This is a genomic window from Streptomyces sp. GB4-14 (assembly GCF_022696125.1).
Taxonomy (GTDB): domain Bacteria; phylum Actinomycetota; class Actinomycetes; order Streptomycetales; family Streptomycetaceae; genus Streptomyces; species Streptomyces werraensis.
This window is the reverse complement of sequence record NZ_RZHO01000002.1, coordinates 1,491,737-1,507,741: the sequence shown is the minus strand read 5'-3', so window position 1 is coordinate 1,507,741 and position 16,005 is coordinate 1,491,737. Positions and strand designations below refer to the sequence as shown.

The window sequence follows — 16,005 nt, the reverse complement described above, 5'->3', positions numbered from 1 at the left end:
GCGCCGCGTCCTCAGGCAGACGACTACGCCTCGCGCTCCGTCGGCTCCAGGTCGAACTCCCCGTCGCGCGCGCCCAGCACGAACGCGCGCCACTCCGCCTCGGTGTACCGCAGGACCGTGTCCGGGTCGAGGGAGGACCGCATGGCCACGGCGCCGCCGGGCAGGTACGCGATCTCCACCCGCTCCTCGTGCTCCTCCGTGCCCGGCGCGCTGTGCCACTCGACACCGGAGATGTCGAGGGCGTAGAGCTCGTTCTTCTCCCGCTCCTTGCGTGCCTTGATCTCCTCAGCCGTCTCCGCCATGCCCCAGCGACCCCTTCCCGACGTACGATCGATCCGAGCGCTCACCCTAGTGGCCTGCCCCTTCCCTTCCGACGGGTTCCACCGACCGGGGGAAAGCGGCCCGTCACCACCTGGTACTCTGGGCGACGGCCGTATGTGTACGCACCCCCGGAGCCACCTGCTCTGGAGGCCGCGCCCAGCGGATCCCCGCCTTCCGAGTCATGGAAGACCCCCCGAGAAGCAGACCGGGGGCACTCGGTGGCCACTCACAGATCACGAGGAGTACGCGTGTCGCTCGACGCCGCAGTGAAGAAGCAGATCATCTCCGAGTTCGGCACCAAGGAGGGTGACACCGGCTCCCCCGAGGTCCAGGTCGCTCTGCTGTCCCGTCGGATCTCCGACCTGACGGAGCACCTGAAGACCCACAAGCACGACCACCACTCCCGCCGTGGCCTGCTGATCCTCGTCGGTCAGCGCCGCCGGCTGCTGCAGTACCTCGCCAAGAAGGACATCCAGCGCTTCCGTACGCTGGTCGAGCGCCTCGGCATCCGCCGCGGTGCGGCGGGCGCCAAGTAAGACGCCGTGGAGGGAGCGGTTCCCGGGACAAGGGGGCCGCTCCCTTTGCTGTACGTGCGGAGTGTCACCACGCCTTTGTAGTGTGGTAGCACAACGCAAGAACGCAAGAACCAGGACTCAGCGTGATGACCGGCGTCGCATCGGGTATGCGATCCACGGACCATCACAACGGACGTCACCCTGACGTCCACCCGGACGTCACTCCGGCGTCCACCCCGGACGTCACCCGACGTCCCCCGTACGAGGGGAAGCGCACCTCGCCGCCGCCGGTCCTCGGTAGTGGCCCCCGGGAGAGTCAACCCCGGGTGCTTCGATCGAAGACCGGCCCGCACCAGTGGAGCGCTTCTCCGCCCCGTCCCCCCGCCACACGGGCGAGCGGGACGAAAGACGACAAGTAACGGAGAATTTGCTGGTGGAGAACGAGACCCACTACGCCGAGGCCGTCATCGACAACGGCTCCTTCGGCACCCGCACCATCCGCTTCGAGACGGGCCGCCTGGCCCGTCAGGCCGCCGGCTCCGCCGTGGCCTACCTGGACGACGACACCATGGTGCTGTCGGCCACCACCGCTTCCAAGAACCCCAAGGATCAGCTCGACTTCTTCCCCCTCACGGTGGACGTCGAGGAGCGGATGTACGCGGCCGGGAAGATCCCCGGCTCGTTCTTCCGCCGTGAGGGCCGTCCCTCCGAGGACGCCATCCTCACCTGCCGTCTGATCGACCGCCCGCTGCGCCCGTCCTTCAAGAAGGGCCTGCGCAACGAGATCCAGGTCGTCGCCACGATCATGGCGCTCAACCCCGACCACCTGTACGACGTCGTGGCGATCAACGCCGCCTCCGCGTCCACGCAGCTGGCCGGCCTGCCCTTCTCCGGCCCGATCGGCGGCGTCCGCGTCGCGTTGATCCGCGGCCAGTGGGTCGCCTTCCCGACGCACACCGAGCTCGAGGACGCCGTCTTCGACATGGTCGTCGCGGGCCGCACCCTCGAGGACGGCGACGTCGCGATCATGATGGTCGAGGCCGAGGCCACCGAGAAGACGATCAAGCTCGTCGAGGGCGGCGCCGAGGCGCCGACCGAGGAGGTCGTCGCCGCCGGTCTGGACGCCGCGAAGCCCTTCATCAAGGTGCTCTGCAAGGCCCAGGCCGACCTCGCCGCGAAGGCCGCCAAGCCGACCGCCGAGTTCCCGATCTTCCTCGACTACCAGGACGACGTCCTGGAGGCGCTCACCGCCGCCGTCAAGCCCGAGCTCGCCCAGGCGCTCACCATCGCCGGCAAGCAGGAGCGCGAGGCCGAGCTGGACCGCGTCAAGCAGCTCGCCGCCGAGAAGCTCCTGCCGGAGTTCGAGGGCCGCGAGAAGGAGATCTCCGCCGCGTACCGCGCGCTGACCAAGTCCCTGGTGCGCGAGCGCGTCATCAAGGAGAAGAAGCGCATCGACGGCCGCGGTGTCACCGACATCCGCACCCTGGCCGCCGAGGTCGAGGCCATCCCGCGCGTGCACGGCTCGGCGCTGTTCGAGCGCGGTGAGACCCAGATCCTGGGCGTCACCACGCTGAACATGCTGCGCATGGAGCAGCAGCTGGACACCCTCTCCCCGGTGACCCGCAAGCGCTACATGCACAACTACAACTTCCCGCCGTACTCCACCGGCGAGACCGGCCGCGTCGGCTCCCCGAAGCGCCGCGAGATCGGTCACGGTGCCCTCGCCGAGCGCGCCCTGATCCCGGTCCTGCCGACCCGCGAGGAGTTCCCCTACGCGATCCGTCAGGTGTCCGAGGCCCTCGGCTCCAACGGCTCGACGTCCATGGGCTCCGTGTGCGCCTCCACCATGTCGCTGCTGAACGCCGGTGTGCCGCTGAAGGCCCCCGTCGCCGGTATCGCCATGGGCCTGATCTCCCAGGAGATCGAGGGCGAGACGCACTACGTCACCCTCACCGACATCCTCGGTGCGGAGGACGCCTTCGGCGACATGGACTTCAAGGTCGCCGGCACCAAGGAGTTCGTGACCGCCCTCCAGCTCGACACCAAGCTGGACGGCATCCCCGCCTCCGTCCTGGCCGCCGCCCTCAAGCAGGCCCGTGACGCCCGCCTCCACATCCTCGACGTGATGATGGAAGCGATCGACACGCCGGACGAGATGTCCCCCAACGCGCCGCGGATCATCACCGTGAAGATCCCGGTCGACAAGATCGGCGAGGTCATCGGCCCCAAGGGCAAGATGATCAACCAGATCCAGGAGGACACCGGCGCCGAGATCACGATCGAGGACGACGGCACGATCTACATCGGCGCCGCCGACGGCCCGGCCGCCGAGGCCGCCCGCGCCACGATCAACGGCATCGCCAACCCGACGATGCCCGAGGTCGGCGAGCGCTACCTGGGCACGGTCGTCAAGACCACGACCTTCGGTGCGTTCGTCTCCCTGCTCCCCGGCAAGGACGGTCTGCTGCACATCTCGCAGATCCGCAAGCTGGCCGGCGGCAAGCGTGTGGAGAACGTCGAGGACGTCCTCGGCGTGGGCCACAAGGTCCAGGTCGAGATCGCCGAGATCGACTCCCGCGGCAAGCTCTCCCTGATCCCCGTGATCGAGGGCGAGGACGACGACAAGAAGGACGACGCCGACAAGTGACGTCCCGTGGCTCCAAGGCGACGGCCCGCACCTCCTCGGAGGCGCGGGCCGTCGCCCGTACCCAAACCCTCATCAAGGGCGAGAACGGCATCGGCACGGTCCGCAGGACCACCCTCCCGGGCGGACTGCGCATCGTCACCGAGACCCTGCCCTCGGTCCGCTCGGCGACCTTCGGCATCTGGGCGCACGTCGGCTCCCGCGACGAGACCCCTGCCCTCAACGGCGCCACCCACTACCTGGAGCACCTGCTCTTCAAGGGCACGGCCACCCGCTCCGCGCTGGACATCTCCGCGGCCATCGACGCCGTCGGCGGCGAGATGAACGCGTTCACGGCCAAGGAGTACACGTGCTACTACGCGCGCGTGCTCGACACCGACCTGCCGCTCGCCATCGACGTGGTGTGCGACATGCTGACCGGATCGGTGATCCGTGAGGAGGACGTCGACGTCGAGCGCGGCGCCATCCTCGAAGAGATCGCGATGACCGAGGACGACCCGGGCGACTGCGTGCACGACCTCTTCGCGCACACGATGTTCGGCGACAACCCCCTCGGCCGCCCCGTCCTCGGCACGGTCGACACGGTCAACGCCCTGACGGCCGACCGCATCCGCCGCTTCTACAAGAAGCACTACGACCCCACCCACCTGGTGGTCGCCTGCGCCGGCAACGTCGACCACGACAAGGTCGTCCGCCAGGTCCGCGCCGCCTTCGAGAAGGCCGGCGCGTTCAAGGACCCCGGGGCGCAGCCGATCGCCCCGCGCGGCGGCCGGCGCGCCCTGCGCACCGCCGGGCGCGTGGAGCTGCTCGGCCGCAAGACGGAGCAGGCGCACATCGTGCTCGGCATGCCGGGTCTCGCCCGCACCGACGAGCGGCGCTGGGCCCTCGGCGTGCTGAACACCGCCCTCGGCGGCGGCATGTCCTCCCGCCTGTTCCAGGAGGTCCGCGAGAAGCGGGGCCTGGCCTACAGCGTGTACTCGTACACCTCGGGCTTCGCCGACTGCGGTCTGTTCGGGGTGTACGCGGGCTGCCGGCCCTCCCAGGTGCACGACGTGCTGAAGATCTGCCGCGACGAGCTGGACCGGGTCGCCGAGCACGGGCTGCCCGACGACGAGATCGAGCGGGCCATCGGCCAGCTCAGGGGCTCCACCGTCCTCGGCCTGGAGGACACCGGCGCGCTGATGAACCGTATCGGCAAGAGCGAGCTGTGCTGGGGCGAGCAGATGTCGGTCGACGACATGCTGTCCCGGATAGCCTCGGTCACTCCGGACGACGTGCGCTCGGTCGCCCGGGACATCCTGGGACGGCGGCCCTCCCTGTCGGTCATCGGCCCGCTGAAGGACAAGCAGGCGGCCCGGCTGCACGAGGCCGTCGCCTGACCCACCCCGGCACCACACCCGGTAAGGAAGCAACAGACATGAGCAAGCTGCGCGTGGCGGTCCTCGGCGCCAAGGGCCGGATCGGCTCCGAGGCGGTACGGGCGGTCGAGGCCGCCGAGGACATGGAACTGGTCGCCGCCCTCGGCCGGGGCGACAAGCTGGAGACCCTCGCCGAGACCGGCGCCCAGGTCGCCGTCGAGCTGACCACCCCCGCCTCGGTGATGGGCAACCTCGACTTCTGCGTACGCCACGGCATCCACGCGGTGGTCGGCACCACCGGCTGGACCGACGACCGCCTCGCGCAGCTGAAGGGCTGGCTCGACCAGTCCCCGGAGACGGGCGTGCTCATCGCCCCGAACTTCTCCATCGGCGCCGTGCTGACCATGAAGTTCGCCCAGATCGCCGCCCCGTACTTCGAGTCCGTCGAGGTCGTGGAGCTGCACCACCCCAACAAGGTGGACGCCCCCAGCGGCACCGCCACGCGCACCGCCCAGCTCATCGCCGAGGCCCGCCGCCAGGCCGGCAGCGCCCCCGCCCCGGACGCCACGGCCACCGCCCTGGACGGCGCCCGCGGCGCGGACGTCGACGGGGTCCCGGTGCACGCGGTCCGGCTGCGTGGCCTCCTCGCCCACCAGGAGGTCCTGCTCGGCGCGGAGGGCGAGACCCTCACCGTCCGCCACGACTCCCTGCACCACAGCAGCTTCATGCCGGGCATCCTGCTCGGCGTGCGCCGCGTGGTGACCACTCCCGGCCTCACCTTCGGCCTGGAACACTTCCTCGACCTGAACTGAGCCGGTCCCACCCATGCGCGCGAAGATCTCCTACGCCCTCACGGCCGCCGTCCTGGTCGTCTACTTCGTCCTGGTCGGCAGCCGCGGCGTGCTGCTCATCAAGGCCGGCACGCTTCTCACGGTCACCTTCGGGGTGGCCGTGCTGATCCTGCCGGTCATCGGTGTGTGGTTCCTCTGGAAGAACACCCAGTTCGTCCGGGACGCCAACCGGCTCGCCGCCGAGCTGGACGCCGAGGGCGGCCTGCCCGTGGACAATCTCAGGCGGCTGCCCAGCGGCCGCATCGACCGCGAGTCGGCCGACGAGGTCTTCGCGCTGCGCAAGGCCGAGACGGAGGACGCGCCCGACGACTGGCGCAGCTGGTTCCGGCTCGCCGTGGCCTACCACGACGCCCGGGACACCCCGCGCGCCCGCAAGGCGATGCAGCGGGCCATCGCCCTGCGCAAGACCGCCTCCTGAGCGCGCGGGCGGGCATCAGGCGCGCCCGTACTCGTCCGCCCACGCCTCGACGGTGTCGGCCGCGCGGTCGAAGGCCAGCGGGTCCCGCCCCAGGAAGTCCGCGTTGTGCGAGGTCAGCACCGGCGCCTGCCCGTCGGACGAGCGGCCCCGCCGGTTCATCACGAGCGCCTGCCCCTGCACGGTCCTCGGCAGCCCCAGCCAGCGCACCGGCTGCTGCACCGTGCGCACGGAGGCGACCTGGTCCCAGGCGGTCGTCCGCGTGGCGAGGAACGTCACGTGGCGCACCCCACGGGCGCTCACCCACACCCCCATGCGCAGCAGCCGCAGCGCGGCCACCACGATGACCAGCGCGAACCCGAACACGGTGGCCGCCGACGCGGGCGTGGCCGTCGCCGCGATGATCACGGACGAGAACAGCACGAACGAGGCGAGCAGCAGCAGGACCGCGGCCGCGCCCACGCGCCAGGGGCCGGGCCGGTAGGGACGCCGCCAGCGGTCCCGGTCGTCGTACGGCAGCGCGACGTCGTCCGTCGTGTCGAAGGTGCTGTCGGCCGTCAGGAAGGGCAGGGGCACGGTGGTCCTCACTCGATCCATGCAGGGGCTGTGCCCGGTGAGGCTATCGATCTGTGTCACCGGTCACCACCCTCGGGGGTCCGGACGGCCCCGCGTCCGCGCCGTAGAGTGGGCCGCGCCCCAGAAGTGATGGAAGGACCCTCTGCTCGTGACCGACACCCCTGCCGACGACCTCAAGCCGAGTTTCCGCAGCGATGTGACCGTCGAGCTGGTGAAGCACACCGCGTCCGACGCCGACGTGCTGTTCGCCGCCCGCGTCTCGACACTCGGCGAGCAGTCCCTGGACGAGCTGCAGAAGGACCCCGAGCGGTCCAAGGGCCTGATCAACTACCTGATGCGGGACCGGCACGGCAGCCCCTTCGAGCACAACTCGATGACCTTCTTCGTCAGCGCCCCGATCTTCGTCTTCCGCGAGTTCATGCGGCACCGGGTCGGCTGGTCGTACAACGAGGAGTCGGGCCGCTACCGGGAGCTCCAGCCGGTCTTCTACGTCCCGGACGCCGACCGCAAGCTGGTCCAGGAGGGCCGCCCCGGCAAGTACCGCTTCGTCGACGGCACCGCCGACCAGCAGGAACTCGTCGGACGAGCCATGGAGGACTCGTACCGGCAGTCCTACGAGGCGTACCAGGAGATGCTGGCCGCCGGCGTGGCCCGCGAGGTCGCCCGCTCGGTCCTCCCCGTCGGCCTCTACTCGTCGATGTACGCGACCTGCAACGCCCGCTCGCTGATGCACTTCCTCGGCCTGCGCACCCAGCACGAGCTGGCCAAGGTGCCGTCCTTCCCGCAGCGGGAGATCGAGATGGTCGGCGAGAAGATGGAGGCCGAGTGGGCCCGCCTGATGCCGCTCACCTACGCCGCCTTCAACGCCAACGGGCGCGTCGCCCCGTAACGGGCGCCGTCCCGCGTCCCGGCGCGGCAGGCGAGCACAGATGTACGCATCAGCCGCGCGAAGTGTCCGTATTGCGGCATTTCGTGAGTTTCATCTAGCCTGATCAAACGGGCCCGGCACTGCCTGAACCCCCGAGCAGGCAGTGCCGGGTCCCCCTTTCGCACCCCTCCGTCGCCTCCCCCGAGGGAAGACCCCGACCTGAGCAACGAGTAGCGTGTAACCCATGGCTCCGACCTCGACTCCGCAGACCCCCTTCGGGCGGGTCCTCACCGCCATGGTCACGCCCTTCACGGCGGACGGCGCACTCGACCTCGACGGCGCACAGCGGCTCGCCACCCACCTGGTGGACGCAGGCAACGACGGCCTGATCGTCAACGGCACCACCGGCGAGTCCCCCACCACCAGCGACGCGGAGAAAGCGGATCTCGTACGGGCGGTCGTGGAGGCGGTAGGCGACCGCGCCCACGTCGTGGCCGGTGTCGGCACCAACGACACCCACCACAGCATGGAGCTGGCCCGCGCCGCGGAGCGCGCCGGCGCCCACGGCCTGCTGGTCGTCACGCCCTACTACAACAAGCCCCCGCAGGAGGGCCTCTACCGGCACTTCACGGCCGTCGCCGACGCCGCCGAGCTGCCTGTGATGCTCTACGACATCCCCGGCCGCAGTGGCGTCCCCATCAGCACCGAGACGATCGTCCGCCTCGCCGAGCACCCGCGGATCGTCGCCAACAAGGACGCCAAGGGTGACCTCGGCCGCGCCGGCTGGGCCATCGCACGCTCCGGACTCGCCTGGTACTCCGGCGACGACATGCTCAACCTGCCGCTGCTCTCCATCGGCGCGGTCGGCTTCGTCTCCGTCGTCGGCCACGTCGTCACCCCCGAGCTGCGCGCCCTGGTCGAGGCGTACACCTCCGGCGACGTCCAGAAGGCCACCGAGATCCACCAGAAGCTGCTTCCCGTCTACACGGGCATGTTCCGCACCCAGGGCGTCATGACCACCAAGGCGGCGCTCGCGCTCAAGGGCCTCCCCGCAGGCCCCCTGCGCGCCCCCATGGTCGAGTGCACGCCCGAGGAGATCGAGCAGCTCAAGATCGATCTTGCCGCAGGCGGGGTACAACTCCAGTAATCAGACTTCGCGCGCCCCGGGCGCGCAGATCGACTCCACAACTGAATACGCGGGGCCACCGGTGCCCGCATCCCCAACCACAACTGCTTCTGCACGAACGTCATGCGCGCCACGTGCCCAACCGGTACGTGGCGCGTGTGGTGAGGAGAGTCTTTTGAGTCATCCGCATCCTGAACTCGGCCCGCCCCCGCCGCTCCCCGAAGGCGGCCTGCGGGTCACCCCGCTCGGTGGCCTGGGCGAGATCGGCCGCAACATGACGGTCTTCGAGTACGGAGGCCGCCTGCTGATCGTCGACTGCGGAGTGCTCTTCCCCGAGGAGGAGCAGCCCGGAATCGACCTGATCCTGCCCGACTTCTCGTCCATCCGGGACCGTCTCGACGACATCGAGGGCATCGTCCTCACCCATGGCCACGAGGACCACATCGGCGGCGTCCCGTATCTTCTGCGCGAGAAGCCGGACATCCCGCTGATCGGCTCCAAGCTCACCCTCGCCCTCATCGAGGCCAAGCTCCAGGAGCACCGCATCCGCCCTTACACCCTCCAGGTGGCGGAGGGGCAGCGCGAGCGCATCGGTCCCTTCGACTGCGAGTTCGTGGCGGTCAACCACTCCATCCCGGACGCGCTGGCCGTCGCCATCCGCACACCCGCCGGCATGGCGGTGCACACGGGCGACTTCAAGATGGACCAGCTTCCGCTGGACAGCCGCCTCACCGACCTGCACGCGTTCGCCCGGCTCAGCGAGGAGGGCATCGACCTCCTCCTCTCCGACTCCACGAACGCCGAGGTCCCGGGCTTCGTCCCGCCCGAGCGTGACATCTCGGGCGTGCTGCGCCAGGTCTTCGCCGGCGCCCGCAAGCGGATCATCGTGGCCAGCTTCGCCAGCCACGTCCACCGCATCCAGCAGATCCTGGACGCGGCCCACGAGTACGGCCGCCGGGTCGCCTTCGTCGGCCGCTCGATGGTGCGCAACATGGGCATCGCCCGCGACCTCGGCTATCTGAAGGTCCCGCCGGGGCTGGTCGTGGACGTCAAGACGCTCGACGACCTCCCCGACAGTGAGGTGGTCCTGGTCTGCACGGGCTCCCAGGGCGAACCGATGGCCGCGCTGTCCCGCATGGCCAACCGCGACCACCAGATCCGCATCGTCGAGGGCGACACGGTGATCCTGGCGTCGTCACTGATCCCCGGCAACGAGAACGCGGTCTACCGCGTGATCAACGGCCTGACCCGCTGGGGCGCCAACGTCGTCCACAAGGGCAACGCCAAGGTGCACGTCTCCGGACACGCCTCGGCCGGCGAGCTGCTGTACTTCTACAACATCTGCCGCCCGAAGAACCTGATGCCGGTTCACGGCGAGTGGCGCCATCTGCGCGCCAACGCCGAGCTCGGCGCCCTCACCGGCGTCCCGCACGACCGCATCGTCATCGCCGAGGACGGCGTGGTCGTCGACCTCGTGCAGGGCAAGGCCAAGATCTCCGGCAAGGTCCAGGCGGGCTACGTCTATGTCGACGGCCTCTCGGTCGGCGACGTCGGCGAACCGGCGCTCAAGGACCGCAAGATCCTCGGCGACGAGGGCATCATCTCGGTCTTCGTGGTCATGGACGCCTCCACCGGAAAGATCACCGGCGGACCGCACATCCAGGCCCGCGGCTCCGGTATCGAGGACTCCGCGTTCGGCGATGTCGTCCCGCGGATCACGGAGACGCTCGAGCGCTCGGCGCAGGACGGGGTCGTCGAACCCCACCAGCTGCAGCAGCTCATCCGCCGCACGCTGGGCAAGTGGGTGTCCGACACCTACCGGCGCCGACCGATGATCCTGCCCGTGGTGGTCGAGGTCTGACGGACCGTCGGACTCCACGCACGCGTCAACCGGCAGCGGGGCGCCTCGATTTGCATCGGGGCGCCCCGCTCCAGTACGTTTACAACTCCTCCCGAGGGGGCACCCGACCACTTCATGCGGTCGGACACCAGTGCCCGGCGAGGGTGGGAAAACCGGCTCAGAATCTCTGATAAAGTCGGATCCGCCGGAAAGGAAAGCGCGAAAGCGTTGACCTGGAAAGCACCGAGGAAATCGGATCGGAAAGATCTGATAGAGTCGGAAACGCAAGACCGAAGGGAAGCGCCCGGAGGAAAGCCCGAGAGGGTGAGTACAAAGGAAGCGTCCGTTCCTTGAGAACTCAACAGCGTGCCAAAAGTCAACGCCAGATATGTTGATACCCCGTCCATCCGGTTCGGATGGTCGAGGTTCCTTTGAAGAAAACACAGCGAGGACGCTGTGAACGTCGGGACTATTCCTCCCGATGTTCCGCTCTCGTGATGTGTGCACCCGATCACGGGTAAACATTCACGGAGAGTTTGATCCTGGCTCAGGACGAACGCTGGCGGCGTGCTTAACACATGCAAGTCGAACGATGAACCTCCTTCGGGAGGGGATTAGTGGCGAACGGGTGAGTAACACGTGGGCAATCTGCCCTGCACTCTGGGACAAGCCCTGGAAACGGGGTCTAATACCGGATACTGATCATCTTGGGCATCCTTGGTGATCGAAAGCTCCGGCGGTGCAGGATGAGCCCGCGGCCTATCAGCTTGTTGGTGAGGTAATGGCTCACCAAGGCGACGACGGGTAGCCGGCCTGAGAGGGCGACCGGCCACACTGGGACTGAGACACGGCCCAGACTCCTACGGGAGGCAGCAGTGGGGAATATTGCACAATGGGCGAAAGCCTGATGCAGCGACGCCGCGTGAGGGATGACGGCCTTCGGGTTGTAAACCTCTTTCAGCAGGGAAGAAGCGAAAGTGACGGTACCTGCAGAAGAAGCGCCGGCTAACTACGTGCCAGCAGCCGCGGTAATACGTAGGGCGCGAGCGTTGTCCGGAATTATTGGGCGTAAAGAGCTCGTAGGCGGCTTGTCGCGTCGGTTGTGAAAGCCCGGGGCTTAACCCCGGGTCTGCAGTCGATACGGGCAGGCTAGAGTTCGGTAGGGGAGATCGGAATTCCTGGTGTAGCGGTGAAATGCGCAGATATCAGGAGGAACACCGGTGGCGAAGGCGGATCTCTGGGCCGATACTGACGCTGAGGAGCGAAAGCGTGGGGAGCGAACAGGATTAGATACCCTGGTAGTCCACGCCGTAAACGGTGGGCACTAGGTGTGGGCGACATTCCACGTCGTCCGTGCCGCAGCTAACGCATTAAGTGCCCCGCCTGGGGAGTACGGCCGCAAGGCTAAAACTCAAAGGAATTGACGGGGGCCCGCACAAGCGGCGGAGCATGTGGCTTAATTCGACGCAACGCGAAGAACCTTACCAAGGCTTGACATACACCGGAAAACCCTGGAGACAGGGTCCCCCTTGTGGTCGGTGTACAGGTGGTGCATGGCTGTCGTCAGCTCGTGTCGTGAGATGTTGGGTTAAGTCCCGCAACGAGCGCAACCCTTGTCCCGTGTTGCCAGCAGGCCCTTGTGGTGCTGGGGACTCACGGGAGACCGCCGGGGTCAACTCGGAGGAAGGTGGGGACGACGTCAAGTCATCATGCCCCTTATGTCTTGGGCTGCACACGTGCTACAATGGCCGGTACAATGAGCTGCGATACCGCGAGGTGGAGCGAATCTCAAAAAGCCGGTCTCAGTTCGGATTGGGGTCTGCAACTCGACCCCATGAAGTCGGAGTCGCTAGTAATCGCAGATCAGCATTGCTGCGGTGAATACGTTCCCGGGCCTTGTACACACCGCCCGTCACGTCACGAAAGTCGGTAACACCCGAAGCCGGTGGCCCAACCCCTTGTGGGAGGGAGCTGTCGAAGGTGGGACTGGCGATTGGGACGAAGTCGTAACAAGGTAGCCGTACCGGAAGGTGCGGCTGGATCACCTCCTTTCTAAGGAGCACTTCTTACTCGGACTTGTCCGGGTCAGAGGCCAGCATGCGGGCGAACGTCTCGCACTGGTTGCTCATGGGTGGAACGTTGACTACTCGGCACGGTCCAGGATGGACCAGGCGCTAGTACTGCTCTTCGGGGCGTGGAACGCTGATCTGGTCAACTGACTGTGTCGGGCACGCTGTTGGGTGTCTGAGGGAATGAACTTCCTTCAGTGCCGGCCCCAGTGCACTCGAGCCGTTTGGCTTGGGGTGATGGGTGGTTGGTCGTTGTTTGAGAACTGCACAGTGGACGCGAGCATCTGTGGCCAAGTTTTTAAGGGCGCACGGTGGATGCCTTGGCACCAGGAACCGATGAAGGACGTGGGAGGCCACGATAGGCCCCGGGGAGTCGTCAACCAGGCTTTGATCCGGGGGTGTCCGAATGGGGAAACCCGGCAGTCGTCATGGGCTGTCACCCTTGCCTGAACACATAGGGCAAGTGGAGGGAACGCGGGGAAGTGAAACATCTCAGTACCCGCAGGAAGAGAAAACAACCGTGATTCCGGGAGTAGTGGCGAGCGAAACCGGATGAGGCCAAACCGTATGCGTGTGAGACCCGGCAGGGGTTGCGCATTCGGGGTTGTGGGATCTCTCTTGATCAGTCTGCCGGCTGGTCGACGAGTCAGAAACCGTTGATGTAGGCGAAGGACATGCGAAAGGTCCGGCGTAGAGGGTAAGACCCCCGTAGTCGAAACGTCAGCGGCTCGTTTGAGAGACACCCAAGTAGCACGGGGCCCGAGAAATCCCGTGTGAATCTGGCGGGACCACCCGCTAAGCCTAAATATTCCCTGGTGACCGATAGCGGATAGTACCGTGAGGGAATGGTGAAAAGTACCGCGGGAGCGGAGTGAAATAGTACCTGAAACCGTGTGCCTACAAGCCGTGGGAGCGTCGGAACAAGGCTTGCCTTGTTCTCGTGACTGCGTGCCTTTTGAAGAATGAGCCTGCGAGTTTGCGGTGTGTTGCGAGGTTAACCCGGGTGGGGAAGCCGTAGCGAAAGCGAGTCCGAACAGGGCGTTTCAGTAGCACGCTCAAGACCCGAAGCGGAGTGATCTAGCCATGGGCAGGTTGAAGCGGAGGTAAGACTTCGTGGAGGACCGAACCCACCAGGGTTGAAAACCTGGGGGATGACCTGTGGTTAGGGGTGAAAGGCCAATCAAACTCCGTGATAGCTGGTTCTCCCCGAAATGCATTTAGGTGCAGCGTCGTGTGTTTCTTGCCGGAGGTAGAGCACTGGATAGGCGATGGGCCCTACCGGGTTACTGACCTTAGCCAAACTCCGAATGCCGGTAAGTGAGAGCGCGGCAGTGAGACTGTGGGGGATAAGCTCCATGGTCGAGAGGGAAACAGCCCAGAGCATCGACTAAGGCCCCTAAGCGTACGCTAAGTGGGAAAGGATGTGGAGTCGCACAGACAACCAGGAGGTTGGCTTAGAAGCAGCCACCCTTGAAAGAGTGCGTAATAGCTCACTGGTCTAGTGATTCCGCGCCGACAATGTAGCGGGGCTCAAGCGTACCGCCGAAGTCGTGTCATTGCAGCAGATAGCCCCAACGGGTGCTGTGATGGGTAGGGGAGCGTCGTCTGCCGGGTGAAGCAGCCGCGGAAGCGAGTTGTGGACGGTTGACGAGTGAGAATGCAGGCATGAGTAGCGATTCACACGTGAGAAACGTGTGCGCCGATTGACTAAGGGTTCCTGGGTCAAGCTGATCTGCCCAGGGTAAGTCGGGACCTAAGGCGAGGCCGACAGGCGTAGTCGATGGATAACCGGTTGATATTCCGGTACCCGCTGTGAAGCGTCAAACATCGAATCCAGTGATGCTAAGCCCGTGAAGCCGCCGGCTGAGTCTTCGGACGAGGTCGGAGTGGTGGAGCCGGTGACCCGAGCTGGTAGTAGGTGAGTGATGGGGTGACGCAGGAAGGTAGTCCATCCCGGGCGGTGGTTGTCCCGGGGTAAGGGTGTAGGACGGTGTGTAGGCAAATCCGCACACCATTGAGTCTGAGACCTGATGCCGAGCCGATTGTGGTGAAGTGGATGATCCTATGCTGTCGAGAAAAGCCTCTAGCGAGTTTCATGGCGGCCCGTACCCTAAACCGACTCAGGTGGTCAGGTAGAGAATACCGAGGCGTTCGGGTGAACTATGGTTAAGGAACTCGGCAAAATGCCCCCGTAACTTCGGGAGAAGGGGGGCCACATCCGGTGATGAGCTTCGCGCTCTGAGCTGGGGGTGGCCGCAGAGACCAGCGAGAAGCGACTGTTTACTAAAAACACAGGTCCGTGCGAAGCCGTAAGGCGATGTATACGGACTGACGCCTGCCCGGTGCTGGAACGTTAAGGGGACCGGTTAGCTCACTTTCGGGTGGGCGAAGCTGAGAACTTAAGCGCCAGTAAACGGCGGTGGTAACTATAACCATCCTAAGGTAGCGAAATTCCTTGTCGGGTAAGTTCCGACCTGCACGAATGGCGTAACGACTTCTCGACTGTCTCAACCATAGGCCCGGTGAAATTGCACTACGAGTAAAGATGCTCGTTTCGCGCAGCAGGACGGAAAGACCCCGGGACCTTTACTACAGTTTGATATTGGTGTTCGGTTCGGCTTGTGTAGGATAGCTGGGAGACTGTGAAGCTCGGACGCCAGTTCGGGTGGAGTCGTCGTTGAAATACCAGTCTGGTCGTGCTGGATGTCTAACCTGGGTCCGTGATCCGGATCAGGGACAGTGTCTGATGGGTAGTTTAACTGGGGCGGTTGCCTCCTAAAGGGTAACGGAGGCGCCCAAAGGTTCCCTCAGCCTGGTTGGCAATCAGGTGTTGAGTGTAAGTGCACAAGGGAGCTTGACTGTGAGACCGACGGGTCGAGCAGGGACGAAAGTCGGGACTAGTGATCCGGCGGTGGCTTGTGGAAGCGCCGTCGCTCAACGGATAAAAGGTACCCCGGGGATAACAGGCTGATCTTCCCCAAGAGTCCATATCGACGGGATGGTTTGGCACCTCGATGTCGGCTCGTCGCATCCTGGGGCTGGAGTCGGTCCCAAGGGTTGGGCTGTTCGCCCATTAAAGCGGTACGCGAGCTGGGTTTAGAACGTCGTGAGACAGTTCGGTCCCTATCCGCTGTGCGCGTAGGAGTCTTGAGAAGGGCTGTCCCTAGTACGAGAGGACCGGGACGGACGAACCTCTGGTGTGCCAGTTGTTCTGCCAAGGGCATGGCTGGTTGGCTACGTTCGGGAGGGATAACCGCTGAAAGCATCTAAGCGGGAAGCCTGCTTCGAGATGAGGACTCCCACCTCCTAGAGAGGGTAAGGCTCCCAGTAGACGACTGGGTTGATAGGCCGGATATGGAAGCACGGTAACGTGTGGAGTTGACCGGTACTAATAGGCCGAGGGCTTGTCCTCAGTTGCTCGC

General features: G+C 65.9%; 10 protein-coding genes and 2 rRNA genes. 10 read left to right on the top strand and 2 right to left on the bottom strand.

Annotated elements, in window-relative coordinates:
- Nucleotides 1-23: 23 nt before the first annotated feature.
- Nucleotides 24-302 carry a DUF397 domain-containing protein gene (locus ELQ39_RS07885; protein ID WP_190005870.1) on the bottom strand — a complete coding sequence of 93 codons (279 nt, stop codon included), beginning with the start codon at nucleotides 300-302 and terminating at the stop codon, nucleotides 24-26.
- A 267-nt stretch (nucleotides 303-569) separates the two neighbouring features.
- On the opposite strand from ELQ39_RS07885, the gene rpsO reads away from it, so the two are divergent.
- The 5 genes from rpsO to ELQ39_RS07860 all read left to right on the top strand — a co-directional run bounded on the left by rpsO (nucleotide 570) and on the right by ELQ39_RS07860 (nucleotide 6,107).
- Nucleotides 570-857, top strand: a complete 288-nt coding sequence (gene rpsO, locus ELQ39_RS07880) for a 30S ribosomal protein S15 (RefSeq protein WP_033277436.1) — start codon at nucleotides 570-572, stop codon at nucleotides 855-857.
- Nucleotides 858-1,269: 412 nt separating this feature from the next.
- Nucleotides 1,270-3,483, top strand: coding sequence for a polyribonucleotide nucleotidyltransferase (locus tag ELQ39_RS07875; protein WP_190005871.1), 2,214 nt, complete (start codon nucleotides 1,270-1,272; stop codon nucleotides 3,481-3,483).
- A complete protein-coding gene (locus ELQ39_RS07870; protein ID WP_242591487.1) occupies nucleotides 3,480-4,859 on the top strand; it encodes a M16 family metallopeptidase in 1,380 nt (459 codons plus the stop codon). Before ELQ39_RS07875 ends, ELQ39_RS07870 begins: the two co-directional genes overlap by 4 nt.
- Before the next feature lie 38 nt (nucleotides 4,860-4,897).
- On the top strand, nucleotides 4,898-5,650 hold the full coding sequence (gene dapB / locus ELQ39_RS07865; RefSeq protein ID WP_048460743.1) for a 4-hydroxy-tetrahydrodipicolinate reductase: 753 nt from the start codon (nucleotides 4,898-4,900) through the stop codon (nucleotides 5,648-5,650).
- Nucleotides 5,651-5,663: 13 nt separating this feature from the next.
- On the top strand, nucleotides 5,664-6,107 hold the full coding sequence (locus tag ELQ39_RS07860) for a hypothetical protein (protein WP_190005873.1): 444 nt from the start codon (nucleotides 5,664-5,666) through the stop codon (nucleotides 6,105-6,107).
- A 15-nt stretch (nucleotides 6,108-6,122) separates the two neighbouring features.
- Here ELQ39_RS07860 and ELQ39_RS07855 read toward each other — a convergent pair whose 3' ends face one another.
- Nucleotides 6,123-6,680, bottom strand: coding sequence for a hypothetical protein (locus ELQ39_RS07855; RefSeq protein ID WP_190005878.1), 558 nt, complete (start codon nucleotides 6,678-6,680; stop codon nucleotides 6,123-6,125).
- Nucleotides 6,681-6,828: 148 nt separating this feature from the next.
- On the opposite strand from ELQ39_RS07855, the gene thyX reads away from it, so the two are divergent.
- From thyX to ELQ39_RS07830, 5 genes are all read left to right on the top strand, one after another.
- On the top strand, nucleotides 6,829-7,569 hold the full coding sequence (gene thyX / locus ELQ39_RS07850) for an FAD-dependent thymidylate synthase (protein WP_242591486.1): 741 nt from the start codon (nucleotides 6,829-6,831) through the stop codon (nucleotides 7,567-7,569).
- 223 nt (nucleotides 7,570-7,792) lie between these two features.
- Nucleotides 7,793-8,695 carry a 4-hydroxy-tetrahydrodipicolinate synthase gene (dapA, locus tag ELQ39_RS07845; RefSeq protein ID WP_190005875.1) on the top strand — a complete coding sequence of 301 codons (903 nt, stop codon included), beginning with the start codon at nucleotides 7,793-7,795 and terminating at the stop codon, nucleotides 8,693-8,695.
- A 154-nt stretch (nucleotides 8,696-8,849) separates the two neighbouring features.
- Nucleotides 8,850-10,535: a ribonuclease J gene (locus ELQ39_RS07840; RefSeq protein ID WP_190005876.1), complete on the top strand. Its 1,686-nt coding sequence runs from the start codon at nucleotides 8,850-8,852 to the stop codon at nucleotides 10,533-10,535.
- A 503-nt stretch (nucleotides 10,536-11,038) separates the two neighbouring features.
- Nucleotides 11,039-12,566 (top strand): 16S ribosomal RNA (locus ELQ39_RS07835).
- A gap of 305 nt (nucleotides 12,567-12,871) precedes the next feature.
- Nucleotides 12,872-15,995, top strand: a 23S ribosomal RNA gene (locus ELQ39_RS07830).
- Together the 16S and 23S rRNA genes form the textbook arrangement of a ribosomal RNA operon.
- The last annotated feature ends 10 nt before the right edge of the window (nucleotides 15,996-16,005 follow it).

Excerpts from the sequence above, each read along its gene's own strand:
- ELQ39_RS07885 (WP_190005870.1), bottom strand. The coding sequence starts at position 302 with ATGGCGGAGACGGCTGAGGAGATCAAGGCACGCAAGGAGCGGGAGAAG.
- ELQ39_RS07860 (WP_190005873.1), top strand. The coding sequence starts at position 5,664 with ATGCGCGCGAAGATCTCCTACGCCCTCACGGCCGCCGTCCTGGTCGTC.
- dapA (WP_190005875.1), top strand. The coding sequence starts at position 7,793 with ATGGCTCCGACCTCGACTCCGCAGACCCCCTTCGGGCGGGTCCTCACC.
- dapB (WP_048460743.1), top strand. The coding sequence starts at position 4,898 with ATGAGCAAGCTGCGCGTGGCGGTCCTCGGCGCCAAGGGCCGGATCGGC.